The 13,592-nt window shown below is 71.1% G+C and carries 19 protein-coding genes and 1 pseudogene; 14 read left to right on the top strand and 6 right to left on the bottom strand.

What is annotated here, in order from left to right; all coding sequences use genetic code 11:
• Positions 1–131: 131 nt before the first annotated feature.
• On the top strand, positions 132–533 hold the full coding sequence (locus ACSNOG_RS05090) for a hypothetical protein (protein WP_436751303.1): 402 nt from the start codon (positions 132–134) through the stop codon (positions 531–533).
• Positions 534–879: 346 nt separating this feature from the next.
• Here the strand turns inward: ACSNOG_RS05090 and ACSNOG_RS05085 are convergent, their stop codons facing one another.
• Positions 880–1,092, bottom strand: coding sequence for a hypothetical protein (locus ACSNOG_RS05085; RefSeq protein WP_436751302.1), 213 nt, complete (start codon positions 1,090–1,092; stop codon positions 880–882).
• 94 nt (positions 1,093–1,186) lie between these two features.
• Between ACSNOG_RS05085 and ACSNOG_RS05080 the strand changes: the two genes are divergently transcribed.
• Positions 1,187–1,849 carry an HAD family hydrolase gene (locus ACSNOG_RS05080; RefSeq protein ID WP_436751301.1) on the top strand — a complete coding sequence of 221 codons (663 nt, stop codon included), beginning with the start codon at positions 1,187–1,189 and terminating at the stop codon, positions 1,847–1,849.
• Here ACSNOG_RS05080 and ACSNOG_RS05075 read toward each other — a convergent pair.
• Entirely contained in the window at positions 1,830–3,104 is a 1,275-nt protein-coding gene (locus tag ACSNOG_RS05075; protein WP_436751300.1) for a transcriptional regulator, read from the bottom strand. The two genes, ACSNOG_RS05080 and ACSNOG_RS05075, sit on opposite strands and share 20 nt — an antisense overlap.
• Positions 3,105–3,808: 704 nt before the next feature.
• Here ACSNOG_RS05075 and ACSNOG_RS05070 point away from each other — a divergent pair.
• From ACSNOG_RS05070 to ACSNOG_RS05055, 4 genes are all read left to right on the top strand, one after another.
• On the top strand, positions 3,809–4,180 hold the full coding sequence (locus tag ACSNOG_RS05070) for a DUF6415 family natural product biosynthesis protein (protein WP_436751299.1): 372 nt from the start codon (positions 3,809–3,811) through the stop codon (positions 4,178–4,180).
• A gap of 103 nt (positions 4,181–4,283) precedes the next feature.
• On the top strand, positions 4,284–4,634 hold the full coding sequence (locus ACSNOG_RS05065) for a hypothetical protein (RefSeq protein WP_436751298.1): 351 nt from the start codon (positions 4,284–4,286) through the stop codon (positions 4,632–4,634).
• A gap of 115 nt (positions 4,635–4,749) precedes the next feature.
• Positions 4,750–4,944, top strand: coding sequence for a hypothetical protein (locus ACSNOG_RS05060; RefSeq protein WP_436751297.1), 195 nt, complete (start codon positions 4,750–4,752; stop codon positions 4,942–4,944).
• A gap of 87 nt (positions 4,945–5,031) precedes the next feature.
• On the top strand, positions 5,032–5,163 hold the full coding sequence (locus tag ACSNOG_RS05055; protein ID WP_436751296.1) for a hypothetical protein: 132 nt from the start codon (positions 5,032–5,034) through the stop codon (positions 5,161–5,163).
• Positions 5,164–5,296: 133 nt separating this feature from the next.
• Here the strand turns inward: ACSNOG_RS05055 and ACSNOG_RS05050 are convergent, their stop codons facing one another.
• Positions 5,297–5,575, bottom strand: coding sequence for a DUF1540 domain-containing protein (locus ACSNOG_RS05050; RefSeq protein ID WP_436751344.1), 279 nt, complete (start codon positions 5,573–5,575; stop codon positions 5,297–5,299).
• 318 nt (positions 5,576–5,893) lie between these two features.
• Here ACSNOG_RS05050 and ACSNOG_RS05045 point away from each other — a divergent pair, with 318 nt between their 5' ends.
• Positions 5,894–6,868: an AraC family transcriptional regulator gene (locus tag ACSNOG_RS05045; RefSeq protein WP_436751295.1), complete on the top strand. Its 975-nt coding sequence runs from the start codon at positions 5,894–5,896 to the stop codon at positions 6,866–6,868.
• A gap of 92 nt (positions 6,869–6,960) precedes the next feature.
• Positions 6,961–7,849, top strand: a pseudogene (locus ACSNOG_RS05040) (dioxygenase).
• On the opposite strand, the gene ACSNOG_RS05035 reads toward ACSNOG_RS05040, so the two are convergent.
• The gene (locus tag ACSNOG_RS05035; protein ID WP_436751294.1) at positions 7,756–8,298 is read right to left on the bottom strand and encodes an FHA domain-containing protein; all 543 of its coding nucleotides are present in this window, start codon (positions 8,296–8,298) and stop codon (positions 7,756–7,758) included. The pseudogene ACSNOG_RS05040 and the gene ACSNOG_RS05035 sit on opposite strands and share 94 nt — an antisense overlap.
• Before the next feature lie 106 nt (positions 8,299–8,404).
• On the opposite strand from ACSNOG_RS05035, the gene ACSNOG_RS05030 reads away from it, so the two are divergent.
• From ACSNOG_RS05030 to ACSNOG_RS05005, 6 genes are all read left to right on the top strand, one after another.
• Entirely contained in the window at positions 8,405–9,076 is a 672-nt protein-coding gene (locus ACSNOG_RS05030; protein WP_436751293.1) for a maltokinase N-terminal cap-like domain-containing protein, read from the top strand.
• A gap of 71 nt (positions 9,077–9,147) precedes the next feature.
• Complete coding sequence (locus tag ACSNOG_RS05025) at positions 9,148–9,579, top strand: hypothetical protein (protein WP_436751292.1); 432 nt, start codon at positions 9,148–9,150, stop codon at positions 9,577–9,579.
• 110 nt (positions 9,580–9,689) lie between these two features.
• Positions 9,690–10,172 (top strand): MarR family winged helix-turn-helix transcriptional regulator, encoded by a 483-nt coding sequence (locus ACSNOG_RS05020; RefSeq protein WP_436751291.1) that lies wholly within the window; start codon positions 9,690–9,692, stop codon positions 10,170–10,172.
• 75 nt (positions 10,173–10,247) lie between these two features.
• The gene (locus tag ACSNOG_RS05015; RefSeq protein ID WP_436751290.1) at positions 10,248–11,018 is read left to right on the top strand and encodes a 3-oxoacyl-ACP reductase family protein; all 771 of its coding nucleotides are present in this window, start codon (positions 10,248–10,250) and stop codon (positions 11,016–11,018) included.
• Between the two features lie 134 nt (positions 11,019–11,152).
• Positions 11,153–11,308, top strand: a complete 156-nt coding sequence (locus ACSNOG_RS05010) for a DUF6131 family protein (protein WP_436751289.1) — start codon at positions 11,153–11,155, stop codon at positions 11,306–11,308.
• A gap of 178 nt (positions 11,309–11,486) precedes the next feature.
• Positions 11,487–12,440 (top strand): iron-containing redox enzyme family protein, encoded by a 954-nt coding sequence (locus ACSNOG_RS05005; protein ID WP_436751288.1) that lies wholly within the window; start codon positions 11,487–11,489, stop codon positions 12,438–12,440.
• A 75-nt stretch (positions 12,441–12,515) separates the two neighbouring features.
• On the opposite strand, the gene ACSNOG_RS05000 is transcribed toward ACSNOG_RS05005, so the two are convergent.
• Together ACSNOG_RS05000 and ACSNOG_RS04995 are read right to left on the bottom strand one after the other, a co-directional pair.
• Positions 12,516–12,803, bottom strand: coding sequence for a CDGSH iron-sulfur domain-containing protein (locus ACSNOG_RS05000; protein ID WP_436751287.1), 288 nt, complete (start codon positions 12,801–12,803; stop codon positions 12,516–12,518).
• A complete protein-coding gene (locus ACSNOG_RS04995; RefSeq protein ID WP_436751286.1) occupies positions 12,787–13,440 on the bottom strand; it encodes a HemK2/MTQ2 family protein methyltransferase in 654 nt (217 codons plus the stop codon). The genes ACSNOG_RS05000 and ACSNOG_RS04995 overlap by 17 nt, the downstream gene beginning before the upstream one ends.
• Positions 13,441–13,592: the final 152 nt, after the last annotated feature.

Here is a 13,592-nt window from a genome sequence, read left to right as displayed (position 1 = left end):
CTTCCGTGCACCCGCCACTCATTGACGCGGTTGCGTAGTGAACTTAGATTGATACACCCAGTGCGAACGCACGTTCTATTACGTCTGTAGCGCACGTGCGATCGGCAGTCATCGAGCAGAGGGGAACCTGCATGTCGAGCACGATCCTTCCCGACCAGCCCGTGACCAGGGAACTGGTGCTTCTCGGCGAAGAGACCCCCGGCCGACGGGGCGACAAGTCCATCGTGGCGGAATCCCGCTGCGAGATCACCCTCACCACCAACGAGGCCCTGGAACGATGCGTCGAAGCGCTCCGCGCTTCCGACGAACGCCTCGCCCAGCAGCCCACCAGCCGCTACGACTGGCGCCGAACCTGGGTCGAGCGCTCCAGTGCCGGCGGCGGCAAGGTTCTCTTCAACGTCGCCTGGTACGACACCGAGTTCTTCGACGAGAAGAAGGACACCTTCCTCAAGCCTGACCACCTGGCTATGTACGCCCACATCGGCGCCGACGAGGGCTCCGTGTCCGTGAGCCACTGGCGTCTCGTCAGCTAGCCAACCGACACCCCGCCCGGGGTGTGCAGGTGAGTGCACCCCGGGCGTGGCCCGTCCAGATCACAACCACTCACGCATTCTCGGTCGGCACACGCATGGCCCGTAGGTCCCACCAGTAGAGCTCGTTCACCGGTCCGTTGGCCGGGCAGCTTGATGTCGTCCTGGTACACCGTACGGCCGTCGGCGTAGTCGTTGCGGGCGAGGACCCAGCAGTGCCACCAGCGTCAGTCGACGCGGATGTACAGGCAGGGGAGCTCGGCAGGCGGCCAGGTGTGCATGCGCGGCCGCGGGCCCGTCTCTGGGTTCCAAGGCGGGGCTTCCCAGGCGTCGATGGGCTCGTCCCCAGTCACCGAGGTTCCCAGTCGTCCGGTCCGCCGCCTCGCCAGTCGATCATTCGTGCGTCGTCGATCGCGAAGAGGTGTTCGTCCCAGCCTGCGCGGCGGAGGAATTCGATCACGTCGGCTGGCCTGTAGGCCATTCCGAGGATCTCGCCGTCGGCCCGCACTCGCCGGCCGCCGGAGGAGTCCGGCGGGTAGACGACGACGCGCGGGCTGGCCATGGCACCACCTCACCGGGAACGGGGTCCTGTAGCACCTCGGGATACGCCAAGTGAGTGGTTCCCCAGGGCGGGCAGGGAGCCCTACGATGCCAGCATGATCAAAGCTGTCGTGTTCGACGTCGGGGAATGTCTGGTCGACGAGACCCGAGAGTACGGCACCTGGGCCGACTGGCTGGGGGTGCCGCGGCACACCTTCGCCGCGATGTTCGGCGCCGTGATCGCCCAAGGCCGGGACTATCGCGAGACGTTCCAGGAGTTCCGCCCCGGCTTCGACCTCTACGAGCAGCGTGAGGCCCGTGCCGCTGCTGGCAAGCCCGAGCACTTCGATGAAGGGGACCTGTACCCCGACGTCCGTCCGGCCTTTGCTCAGCTCCGGGCCGACGGGCTGTGGCTCGGCATCGCCGGGAACCAGACTGTTCGCGCAGGTGGCATCCTGCGCGAGCTCTTCACGGAGGATGTCGACCTCATCGGGACTTCAGATGACTGGGGCGCTTCGAAGCCCGACCCGGCGTTCTTCCACCGCGTCGCCGAGGCCGTGCCCTTCGACAACGCGGAAATCCTCTACGTCGGCGACCGTGTCGACAACGACCTGCGTCCTGCCACCGCGGCTGGCATGGCTACCGCCCTCGTGCACCGCGGGCCGTGGGCCACGATCCAGTGGAACAGCGAAGAGGCCCGGGAGCTCCCGACGTTCCGCATCAAGTCGCTGTCCGAGCTGCCGGAGATGATCGCGAAGTTCAACGCTGGAGAGCGCTGACGGTCGTCTCCCACCCGTACAAGCGATCATCCAGCTCGCGGACGCACCGCTCGTGCTGCCACGGCGACAGGGTGCGCCGTGCCTCGCGGATGCGATCCATCCCGGTGGCGTACCAGGTGCCGCCGAGCTGATCGAGGGCCTGGAGGGCGTAGCGGCACGCGTCCTCCGGGCGTCCGGCTGCTGCCTCTACGGCGGCCAGGTCTCCGAGGACCACGGTTCGCTGCTTGGCTGACTCGGGGGGCAGGTCGGCCAGCACCAGTTTCAGGGTCTCCCGGGCCTGGGGCAGGTGGCCGGCCTTCAGCTGGGTGTTGCCCTTGAACGCGGCCAGGCGGGTCTCACTGAACCAGTCCATCCAGGCCGGCGTTTGGTGGGGCGAGCCGGCGCGGAGGGTGTCCTCCGCGTGCCCGATGAGGTGCAGGGCTGTGCGGGGGTTGCCGCACAGCGTCTCGCATTCGGCCTCCACGGCATCGAGCCAGGCGAGGAATTCCGCCGAGGCCGGGCTGCGCCGGGCGTAGGCGCGGGCGGCCGTCATGCGTTCCACGGCGTCGTCTCGTCGGCGTTCCCACCCCGGGATGAAGGCAGCGTGCCCCAGTACGGCGCTGCCCATGAGCGGATCGTTGGCCTCGCCGGCTGCTTGGAGAGCGCGGAGGAGAGTCTCCCGTGCCCGTTCCGGCTGGCGCAGGTCGAAGAACTCGATGCGTCCGGCGAGCAGGAAGGACTCGGCGAGGGCAGAGGCTAAGGTCTTGCGGCTGCCCCCGTCCGTCTCGGGCAGCAGCGCGCAGCCCAGGCGGGCGTGGGCGAGGACCGCGGGGTGCAAGGTGGCTGGAGCCACGCTCCAGTACAGGCGGCGGTGGGCCTGCGTGACCGCCCTGTAATCGGCGCCGGCAGTGACGGGTTGTCGCGCGGCAGAGCCTTCGGCGGGGACCTCCGCTAGGCCGAAGACGGGAGTTCCTCCAGCGAGGAGGCTCTGACGCTGAGCTCCGCGCGAAGGACTACCGCTGCCCCAGGGCGGCTCAAAACCGAGCTCCTCAAGGCGCTGCCCGAGGAGTGACACAAGGACCCGCCCGGCCTCCGGCTGCGGCCAGGGAGGAGATGCGGACTCCCAACGCCGTACTTGGCGCGTGCTCACTGCCAGGCCGTGCAAACCCATCTCAGCCGCCGCGGACTCGATAGCGTCACACAGGGCTTGCTGCGAACGGAAGCCCGCCGCAACGCGCGCCGCCTTCAGCCGGACGTTTCCCGCGGGTCTCGACACAAGTACCTCCAGGATCAGGGTTCCTTCAGGATGGCAGCCCTGTCCTCTGCAGGTCCCATCGTCACCCGCGCGGACGCACGAGCGTCCGGGTCGCGTCCTCTTGACGACCCCTCAAAGTCCTCGAATCTCCGATTGCGGCACGGGACTCTTAGCCCCATCAGCCCCTGCCTAGAAGGTGGACAAAGGAGCTATGTCTGAGCCCCCGGACCTGCCCGTACCGATCGCGAACGTGGATGTTGTCCGCGTCCCCCACACCGTTGGGTTGCCCACCCTCAACATCCTCGGCGCCCGGAGCGGGGCCGTAATCGACGCCGAGGGCTTCCTCCACTGGTTCATCCCGGCCAGGACAGCCCCCGATTGGGATGTCCCCGACACCTCCGTCATGGCCGGGGAAGAGTTCAAGAGCCCTGTCCCCGCCAGCGGCGTCACGAGCGGGCCCGGGACGTGCTGGCGCATCTGCCCCGGCGCCGGCCGATGGCTCACGTCCGCAGAAGCCCTACAGGCAGCGCTCCGCGACGCCCAGGCGGCCTTGTGCCGGTGATCCGACCATCGCCGCCCCACGCCACCAAGGAGTGCAGGACGGGACAGCACGCCCCCTTGTGCCCCGGCTCCACCACGCTCAGATGCATCGGCGCCGCCTCCAGACCCGCTCAGACCGAGACCTTGCCGTGCACCTGCACCTGTCACCAACCACCGGAGACACGATGATCTCCACCCCGCAGGACACCCTCAGCAACTTCGATCGAACACTGATCGAATCGGACATCGAGCAAGGGCTCCAGATCGTCGAAACCCACGACCCCGACGACTCGCTGCTCGACCTCGCGACACGCCTGCGCATGCATATCAACCGCCTCAGCCTCCTCGTCCAGGCCGAGGTCCTGCGCATGAAGCGAGGGACGGGCGGAGGGCGATGGGCTAGGGCTCAGGCCCACGCGCAGACCGCCCGCCGACTGCTGGAGACGAACATCGAAATCGCTGCCTCCGCCGAGGAGGCGGAGCAGTACGTGCACGAGCTCGCAAGGAATGCCACCGCCCTCCTCACCAGCCTCGGAGGCAGCGATGCACGCACGTGAGTGGACCACGGCTGATGCCGGTGCAGCAGCTACCGAATGGCTCTCCGGGGCGCTGATTCCACACGGTCGGCAGGCCTGGATCCGTGACTCCGCGGCCTTCTGCATGACCGGAGTTCTCTTCGACGCGATCCAGATTCCCCAGGAACTGCTGACGGGGCCGTCTGCTGCAGACCGGGACGCAGTGGAGGAGCGCTACAGGGAGGCGAGGGTCACCAGCGCCGTCATCGCCGACCCCGCCCACCGCTACCACTACGCGCTCGTGCGCCCAGGCTCTGGACAACTCTGGGGCCACGATGCCTGTTCGTACTTCGGCCCGGCGCACAGCATCGCCGTGCCAGCGCCTCACCGAGGAGATCCGCCCGGCGTCCACTGGCTCCTGAGCCCGCCGGACGGGCCGGGCGCGCTGTGCGACGTGGCGCGCCTCTCGAAGCTCGTCGCGCGCGTGGGCGGCTAGTGAGGGCATCGCCCCTATCCGGGGGTGGCGTCGAATATGCGGAAGGCGTATGCATCTGTGCAGTGTCTGGTTGCCGCCCCCCAACGTCAGCTACACGACTGAAGGAGGGCGAAGGATGAGCGACGACGAGCCGGGGAGCCGTCTGTCCCCTGAGCAGGTCACGCGCATCATGTTCGCAACCCGGGACCTGGATGAGGCCCGGGAGACGGACTTGGGGGAGTTGGATGTCCCTGACCTGATTCTCCTGGTGGAGCGCCTCCGCGGCGCTCTCGACGACGTGTTGCGTCTGGTGAAGGACGTCTCAAGCTAGCTGCGGGCACCCTGACCTGGGCAGACTCCGGACTGTAACTTGTATCCTGTAACGCATTTGTTACCGTCCGCGAGCAGGGTCCAGGTCATGGCCTTGCCGTTGGCGTCCGCGGAGGGCGTCGCGGCTGCAGCCGGGGTCACGATGCTCCCCGCCGCGGCCAGCGCCGCGACGCCGAGGGCGAGGGTCGTCTTCACCGAGCGCATGGCTTCTCCTCACTGATGTGACTTGAGATGCGATGGCGTAACGGTGGGGATTCTCCACGCCCTTCACAGAACCTCCAAGGGTGGAACCGGACACCGCCCGGGAGGAAACCGCGCCCGGTCCGGCCTCTGCTGTCCCACCCTTCCCGGAGCTATCTCGCGGTGTACGTCAGGCAGTCCGGCGAGGGGCCCATGGACGCCACGGTGATGCCGGGAGCCTGGCATTCGAGGCCGACGTTGTGCAGGCAACCGGACATCTTGCAGGCACCCACCCGGCCGACGGCGGCGGCGTCGCCGCCCTTGGACGGGAACACGAAGAAGGTGTCGCAGTGGGCGTGCGTCGAGTCGCCCACCGTAATGGCCAGTGCGTGGCAGGCGCTGTCCTGGTTGTACGCGCACTCGTCCACCTGGCACACGCTCACCTGCGGCATTTCCACGGCGTTCTCCTCGGCATGACGTTCGGCGCGGCGGTACGGCCGGGCCGCCCGCGCCCGGCGCGGCGCCCCGGTCCGTTTCCCACGACGCCTTCCTCGGGCACCGGAGGGCAACACCGTAGTCCCGGCCCGTTCACCCGGAAGCGGGAGCCCTACCGCCGGCGCCCCCGCACAAAGGCATCGCCGATCACACCGGTCATCCCTCGGCCCGGCCTGCTCCCGGGCCCTTGACCCGGCCGCTCGCTCCGGGGTCAGCTGACGGTGGGTCACGGCCGCAGCGCCGGCCCGGGCCGTGCAGGACGGAGGCGGAGCGACATGACCACACGGGCGCACGACCGGGTGCAGAGCACAGACCCTCTTCCCCTGCACCGCCTGGAGGTCGCGCCCCCTCAAGTGCCGCCGTTCTCCATGGGCTCCTTCGACGCCCTCGGCCCCGACTCCCGCGCGGGCTACCCGCACCGGCACACCTTCTACGAGATCGTCTACGTGACCGGCGGTTCGGGCGCCCATGTCCTGGATCTCGTCCGCGGACCCCTGCGGCCTCCGCATCTGTGCGTCATCCTCCCCGGCCAGGTGCACTACTGGGAGCAGGTGACGGACCTGCGCGGCGTCCTGATGCTGTTCACCGAGGACTTCCTGCTGGCGCGCCCCGGTGACCGGCAGCTGCTGCGCGCGCTCGCGGAGCGGCACTGGCTCCGGCTGCCCGCCGCGCCCTCCGCGCTTTCCGTGCCTTCCGCGCCCTCCGCGCCCTCCGGTGGGGAGGGCGACGCCGCGGGCATCGGTGCGCTCATCCGGGCCATGACGGCCGAGTTCACCACGAAGGCGGACGGCTACGCCTCCGTCCTGGAGGCGTACCTGCACATCCTGCTCGTACGCGCCCTGCGCCTGCCCGGCGCGCGAAGACCCGGTGCCGCAGCGGGCCGGGCCGCGGCCGTCTCGCGGGAATTCGGCCTGCTGCTCGCCGAAACCGCGGGCGGTGAGGCGTCGGTCGGGGCGTACGCGGCGCGCCTCGGCGTCTCCGTCGGCTATCTCAACGAGACGGTCAAACAGGCCACCGGCCGTACGCCCGGCGAGCTGATCCGCGCGGCCCGGACGCTGGAAGCGAAGCGGCTGCTGGCCGGCTCGTCCCTCGGCGTCGGCCAGGTCGCCCGGCGCGTGGGCTTCACCGACCCCGCGTACTTCTGCCGTTTCTTCCGGCGCGAGACCGGGCTCAGCCCCGGGGACTTCCGCCGCAGGGCGGCGACGGAGGGGCCGGGTGGCCGGGGAAGCGGAGGAGCCTCGTGGGCCTAGGGAATCACCATGTTTGCCCAGCGGAGTCCATCGATCCGCAGAGCCCGCCTGCCTAGGTTCGTCGGAGAGCCACTCACCCCAGGAGGCGGACCATGACGGACGATCACGCCCGCACCGCGGGCACCGGCGGCACAGCGGACACCGGCAGTACGACGGACACCGGCAGTGCAGCGGACACCGGCAGTGCAGGGTTCGCCGGTACAGGGGACGCCGGGGCGACCGGCCGACGGGCCGTCAGCCGCAAGACCCTGCTCAAGGCGGCACTCGTGGCGGTGCCCCTGCCCGCACTGCTCGGCGGCGGCGTGGCCCTCGCCCGGGACCACCGGCCCTCGGACGCGCCCCTCGCGCCGACGCCCTTCTGCGACGACGGGGACGACCCGACGCCGCCGCAGATCGAAGGCCCCTACTTCAAGCCCTACTCTCCCGAGCGCGCCTCGCTGCTGGAGCCCGGCATGCGGGGCACCCGGCTCACGGTCGCGGGCTACGTCTTCGGGCGGACCTGCCGCCCGGTCGCGCACGCCCTGATGGACTTCTGGCAGGCGGACAACTCGGGCGCGTACGACAACACCGGCTTCCGGCTGAGGGGGCACCAGTACACCGACGCCGGGGGCGCCTTCACGCTGACGACCATCGTGCCGGGCCTCTACCCGGGCCGTACCCGCCATCTCCACGTCAAGGTGCAGGCCCCGGGCGGCCCCGTGCTCACCACGCAGCTCTACTTCCCCGGAGAGCCCCGCAACAACACCGATCCGCTCTTCGACGCGGCCCTGCTCATGAACGTCCGCCAGGCCGGTCCGGCGAAGCAGGCGACCTTCGACTTCGTGGTGACCACGGGCGGCCCCGGGAAGTAGCGCGGCCGGCCCGACGCCCGCCCCGCGGCCGGGCCGTCAGACCGACAGCCGGAAGCCGAGGTCGCCGAACGCGACGTGGTCGCCGGGGCCGACCCGGACGGCCCCGGCGATGCGCAGGCCGTTGACGTAGGTGCCGTTGCGGGAGCCGAGGTCCGTCAGACGCCAGCCGTGGTCGAGCCAGCGCAGCTCCGCGTGGCGGCGGGAGACCGTGTCGTCCTCCAGGCGCAGATCGGAGACCGGGGCCCGGCCGATGGTCAGCGGCTTCGTGCCGGGCTCCGGGAGCCGCAGCCCCGGGAGCCGCGCGCCCCGCCACGCTCCGCGCACGCGCGCCCCGAAGGCGGACAGACGGCTCACCGTACGCAGGAAGAAGTCCGAGAACCGGCCGCGCGCGGGGAGATCGGCCATGGCCAGCTCGATCTCGGCACTGGTGCGGGCGGTCAGGACGAGGTCCATGCGGCGCATGAACGTGTCGTGGGACAGCCTGCCGTCGCCGGTGCCGTCGCGCAGGACCGCCAGGGCCCGCTCCCGGTCGGCCTCGGAGGGCCGTGTCACGCGCGTACGGAAATCAGGAGACGTCATGCAGGTGATTCTCGGGTTTCCGGCCCCACCTGTCCATAAAATCAAACAGACGCACGGCGCTGATGGGAGATCAGCGGGTGCGGCTCGACGGAAGGGGCACCACGGCATGGCCGTCATCCACAGCACCACCCTCAAGCCGACCAAGGCGGAGCTGCTCACGGCCTGGCTCCCCTCCCGCCCGTGGTACCAGGGCGGCGCGGCCGAGCCGCGGTTGGCCGCATCCGGCGGCTTCCGGCTCGACGACCCGCGAGGAGAGGTCGGGATCGAGTTCATCGTCGTCACCGACACCTCCGGCACCCGCCCGGTCAGCTACCTGACGCCCCTCACCTACCGCGGTGCCCCGCTGGAGGGGGCGGACGACGCCCTCGTCGGCACCCTGGAGCACGGCGTGCTGGGGCAGCGCTGGGTCTACGACGGCTGTCACGACCCGGTGCTGGTCGCGCAGTTGCTCGCCCTGATCGAGGGCCGGGCCCGGGCCCAGGACCAGCACGTCAGCGACACCCCCGCCCCGCAGATCACCCGCTCCTGCGCCGGAGGCGTCCCGGCCCCCGCGGGCTTCACCGCCGCCACCGACGGCGCAGCAGCCACCGAACTGACCGCCCCGGGCCGCGCGACGCTGCGCCTGCACCGTGTTCTGCAGCCCGGCTCCGAAGCCCCGGGCGCCCCGGGCGCCCCGGCCGAGGAGGCGGCAGGTTTCGTCAGCGGCCCCTGGCACCTCCCGGACGGCAGCCGGGCCCGGGGCCTGTTCGCCACGTTGCACGGCATCCGGCACGTCTGAGTACGCATACCTGCGCGTCCTGAGTACCCGGCCCGAGGCGCGCCGCCCGGCGCGCGGGATTCACTGGTCCCATGAACGACCAGGGAACGCGAGAAGACGCCGAGCTGCGGCGGGCATGGGCCGCGGCGAATGCTGCGGATGCCGCCGAGCGGGGGCGGCAGGCCCGGCCGCAGGCGCCCGCCGACCGTGACGAGAACGCCTCGGCGGCTCCTTTCTGGGCCGCGGTGCTCGCCGTCCTGCTGGTTCCCGTGGCCGTCCTGTTCGGTTCGCTCGCCCCGATGGCCGCCGACAGCTGCGGGCCCGACCACTGCTCCCGGGGGCTCGACAACACCCTCGCCATGGTCCAGTACTGCCTGTTCGGCACCATGATCGGTACGCCCGTCCTCCTTCTGGCGTCCTGGCTCCTGCCGCGGCGCGTGCGCTTCGCCACGCTGCGCAAGTGCCTCGCGTGGTCTGCGCTGTTCCCGCCGGCAGTCGTCATCCTCCTGACGTTCGGCCTGTAGGAGTGCCCTCCCGGACCGGACCCATCGCCGAATTACGTTGCCGACCACGTATTTGCTCGTTAACGTGGTCGGCAACATAATTTCGGCACCTCGATGGAGGAGACACCGGCATGACGAGCGCCCCGCCCAGCGGCGACGAGCCCCTGGCCACCGCCCGCGAGCGCTTCCCGGTCAGTTTCGCGGTCTTCGGCGTCGCCCGGACGCACCGGGCTCTGGCCGCCGCGCTCCTGCGCGACCTCGGGCTCTACCCCGGGCAGGAGATCATGCTGCTGCAGCTGTGGGAGCGCGACGGCCAGTCCCAGCAGGCCCTCGGCCGGACGCTGGGGCTCGATCACTCCACGGTCGCGAAGTCGGTGCGCCGGCTCGCCGCCGCCGGGCTGGTCACCCGTGAGCGCAGTGGCACGGACCGGCGCGTGACCCTGGTGTCACTGACCCCGGAAGGCCGTGCGCTCGAATCGCGTGTCGCGGAGGTGTGGGCCGAGCTGGAAGCGCGTGCCACCGCCGGACTGAGCGAAGAACAGTGCGCACGGTTCGTGGCCGCAGCCGCCGCCATCGAGGCCGCCATCGAGCCCGACGCGGGCGTCAACGGCTGACATCCGGCCGAGCCGCTCACCGACCGCCCCGGACCGAGCCCTGGACGGGGCCGCAGCCCGAAAGGAAACACCGTCATGTCAGCACGTCCCGCACAGCCCTCCGCACCCGCGCTTCCCGAGCACAAGTCCGCCCTGATCACCGGCGGTTCCCGCGGGATCGGTGCCGCGATCGCCACCCGCCTGGCAGCGGACGGCATCCGCGTCGCGATCACCTACAACTCCTCCGGGGCCGCCGCCGACCAGGTGGTCGACACCATCACCGCGGCGGGCGGCCACGCACTGGCGCTCCGCGCGGACAGCGCCGACGCGGACCAGGTCCGCGCCGCCGCCGACGCGACGGCCCGGGAGTACGGCAGGATCGACATCCTGGTCAACAACGCGGGCATCGGCGCGGGCGGGCCGTTCGAGGACATGCCCCTGGAGCACTTCGACCGGACGATGGCGGTCAACGTGCGCGGCCCGTTCGCAGCCTCCCAGGCCGTACTCCCCCACATGCCCGATCACGGGCGGATCATCAACATCGGCAGCGTGTTCGCCGACCGGACCCCTTTCGGTGCGCTGTCCGCCTACGTCACGAGCAAGGCCGCCGTCGCCGGCCTCACCCGCGCCCTCGCCCGCGACCTGGGCAGCCGCGGCATCACGGTCAACAACATCCAGCCCGGCCCCATCAGCACCGACCTGACGTCCACCGACACCCACGTGCGCGAGATCATGACCGAGGGGACCGCCCTGCGCCGCTTCGGCACGCCGGAGGAGATCGCAGGCCTCGTCTCCTACCTGGCGGGCCCCGATGCCTCGTACATCACCGGCGCCACCATCACCGCCGACGGCGGGTACGCGGTCTAGGCAGCCGCACGACCCGGGTGCATACGGGGTCCGTGCGGGTACACGGTTCGGGAGCCCGCGTCCCCGCAACTGGCGCTCAGGCCGACCGGGGAAGATAGTAGAAAGCGGGGGATATCCGTCAATCGGAGGACACCATGATCGTCCTCGGAGTCATTCTCCTCATCATCGGGTTCCTGACCGGACTCTCGATCCTGTGGACCATCGGCATCATCCTGCTGGTCATCGGCCTGATCCTGTGGGTCCTCGGCGCAGTGGGGCACGCAGTCGGCGGGCGCAAACACTACTGGTAGCAGCCGGCACAACTGACGGGCGCCGCCGGTCATCCGTGCAGCGGCCGGCCTTCGACGGCCGCCTGTGCAAGAGCAGGCGGCGCGGTCGCGGCCGCGCCTGCTGACGGGCAGCCGACGACGCCGACGGCCGCCGGCGGAAGGGAGCGGGGTGGCGAGCCTGCCCGGCGCACGTGGAGAAGTGTCCGAAGCGGTGATCGGTGCGCTGGGCAGGGAGCCCGGAGGGCTCGCCCGCCTTGCTCCCCTCGGCGCGCTGCGCTGCGCCGACCCGTACGGAGACGATCTCCACCTCGGACTGTACCTCTGCTACGAGCTGCACTACAGAGGCTTCGACGGCGTCGACGACGCCTGGGAATGGGACCCGGAGCTCCTCCGGCTGCGCGCAGCGCTGGAGCGGACGTTCCTCACGGCCCTGCGCAGCGATGTCCCGGTCCACCCGGACGTCGCTTCCGCCTTGCGTGACCTGCTGGTGGAGCCCGCCGACGGCAAGGGAGTCTCGCACTTCCTGCGGGACGACGGCGATATGCGGCACCTGCGGGAGTACGTGGCCCTGCGCTCCCTGTACCAGCTCAAGGAAGCGGACCCGCACGCCTGGGCCATCCCCCGGCTGACCGGGCGGGCCAAGGCGGGGCTGGTGGCCGTCGAGTACGACGAGTTCGGCGCGGGGCGGGCCGACCGCATCCATTCGGGCCTCTTCGCCGACGCGATGAGCGAGCTCGGCCTCGACCCGGCGTACGGCCGCTATGTCGACGCGGCCTCGGCCCCCACGCTGGCCGTGGTGAACCTGATGTCGCTGCTGGGGCTGCACCGGTCTCTGCGGGGCGCCCTCGCCGGGCACTTCGCGACGGTGGAGATCACCTCGTCCCCCTCCTCCCGGCGCCTGGTGCAGGCGATCGACCGGCTCGGTGCGGGGCCCGCGGCCCGTCACTTCTACGCCGAGCACGTCGAGGCGGACGCCGTCCACGAGCAGTTGGTGCGGCACGAGGTCATCGGCGGCCTGCAAGCGGACGATCCCGGGCTCGCGGGCGACATCGTCTTCGGGATCGACGCCACCGTGTGGCTCGAGGACCGTCTCGGCGATCACGTTCTCGGGGCGTGGAACGCAGGTGGTTCCGCAGTGCGCCGGCCCCTCTGACGGCTGCTGCCCTGACCCCGAGCCGTGCCGGGGCCGGCAGGCAGCCGTGACGGGCCCGGCTTCCTGTCGGGCCCGTCACGGCTTCCGGGACGATGCGTCCGGCCGTGGGCGGCGGCGATGGCTGGTGTCGCAGAAGGGGTAGAGGAGGCTGCGGCGGCAGGTGCACACGGCGACGACCGGACGGTCCGAACGCACGACGCGGCCGTCCTCCATGACGAATTCCACCGGGCCCTCGATCAGCATCGGCCCGCCGGGTTCCTGCCACACCCTCCGCGCCTCGTCGTGCCCCGTCGCCGCCTTCGGTTCACGGCTGCGCCCGGGGCCGGGGCCGGCCGCGGCCGGCTGCTCAGGTGAGGCGTTCACCGCGGACCACCACCAGTTCGTCCCCGGCGGCCTCGCCCCCGATCAGCCCTTGCCTCCTCATCCAAGGGGCCTGCCGGCGCATGACGGGCCCGTACGCCACGGTGCGCCGGGCGGTCACCTCGGCGGTGAGCCCGCCCTTCTCCAGCGCCTTCACCGTGCGTTCGGGGCCGCACACGGATGAGTGCACCACCAGCACCACGCCGCCGGGCCGAAGCATCTCGGGCACGCCCCGGCACAGCCGGTCCAGGAGGGCACGGCCGTCCGCGCCCCCGGCCCAGTTCCGCACCGCGCCGCGCAGCGGCCTGCGGCCGTCCGGCGCCGGCACGTACGGAGGGTTGGCCAGGATGAGGTCGAAGTGCCCGCCGGACACGGGAGTCAAGAGGTCACCCCGGAGGGCCCGCACCCGCACGCCTGCCCTCAGTGCGTTCAAGCGGGTCGCGAGCACGGCGCGCCGTGAGGTGTCGACGGCGACGGCCCGGGCGCGGCGCCGCGCCGCGGCCACCGCCAGCACGCCGCAGCCGGTCCCCACGTCGAGCACGGCCGCGCCGCAGGCCACCCGCTCCCGGACGAAGGCTTCCAGGAGCAGCGCAGTGTCCTCTTGAGGCACGTAGACCCCGGGCAGTCGGAAGAACCGCATCTCCCTCGGGTACCCCGGCGCAGTGGCCCCCATGCGAACAGTGAGCCTTTCGGGTCACCGGGTGAGCACGGGTCACGGGAGGCCTCCGTGCGGGCCACCGCGTGTCCCGGGGGGCGTACCGGTCGTTACAAGTCACGACATGCCCACTCGTC

This window comes from Streptomyces sp. URMC 124 (assembly GCF_051386455.1).
Taxonomy (GTDB): domain Bacteria; phylum Actinomycetota; class Actinomycetes; order Streptomycetales; family Streptomycetaceae; genus Streptomyces.
The sequence above is the reverse complement of the archived record's forward strand: the minus strand, read 5'-3'. Positions and strand labels throughout refer to the sequence as shown.

Coding starts and splice junctions, on each gene's coding strand:
- ACSNOG_RS05090 (WP_436751303.1), top strand. CDS start 132: ATGTCGAGCACGATCCTTCCCGACCAGCCCGTGACCAGGGAACTGGTG.
- ACSNOG_RS05085 (WP_436751302.1), bottom strand. CDS start 1,092: ATGGCCAGCCCGCGCGTCGTCGTCTACCCGCCGGACTCCTCCGGCGGC.
- ACSNOG_RS05080 (WP_436751301.1), top strand. CDS start 1,187: ATGATCAAAGCTGTCGTGTTCGACGTCGGGGAATGTCTGGTCGACGAG.
- ACSNOG_RS05070 (WP_436751299.1), top strand. CDS start 3,809: ATGATCTCCACCCCGCAGGACACCCTCAGCAACTTCGATCGAACACTG.
- ACSNOG_RS05065 (WP_436751298.1), top strand. CDS start 4,284: ATGACCGGAGTTCTCTTCGACGCGATCCAGATTCCCCAGGAACTGCTG.
- ACSNOG_RS05060 (WP_436751297.1), top strand. CDS start 4,750: ATGAGCGACGACGAGCCGGGGAGCCGTCTGTCCCCTGAGCAGGTCACG.
- ACSNOG_RS05055 (WP_436751296.1), top strand. CDS start 5,032: ATGGCCTTGCCGTTGGCGTCCGCGGAGGGCGTCGCGGCTGCAGCCGGG.
- ACSNOG_RS05050 (WP_436751344.1), bottom strand. CDS start 5,575: ATGCCGCAGGTGAGCGTGTGCCAGGTGGACGAGTGCGCGTACAACCAG.
- ACSNOG_RS05045 (WP_436751295.1), top strand. CDS start 5,894: ATGACCACACGGGCGCACGACCGGGTGCAGAGCACAGACCCTCTTCCC.
- ACSNOG_RS05035 (WP_436751294.1), bottom strand. CDS start 8,298: ATGACGTCTCCTGATTTCCGTACGCGCGTGACACGGCCCTCCGAGGCC.
- ACSNOG_RS05030 (WP_436751293.1), top strand. CDS start 8,405: ATGGCCGTCATCCACAGCACCACCCTCAAGCCGACCAAGGCGGAGCTG.
- ACSNOG_RS05025 (WP_436751292.1), top strand. CDS start 9,148: ATGAACGACCAGGGAACGCGAGAAGACGCCGAGCTGCGGCGGGCATGG.
- ACSNOG_RS05020 (WP_436751291.1), top strand. CDS start 9,690: ATGACGAGCGCCCCGCCCAGCGGCGACGAGCCCCTGGCCACCGCCCGC.
- ACSNOG_RS05015 (WP_436751290.1), top strand. CDS start 10,248: ATGTCAGCACGTCCCGCACAGCCCTCCGCACCCGCGCTTCCCGAGCAC.
- ACSNOG_RS05010 (WP_436751289.1), top strand. CDS start 11,153: ATGATCGTCCTCGGAGTCATTCTCCTCATCATCGGGTTCCTGACCGGA.
- ACSNOG_RS04995 (WP_436751286.1), bottom strand. CDS start 13,440: ATGCGGTTCTTCCGACTGCCCGGGGTCTACGTGCCTCAAGAGGACACT.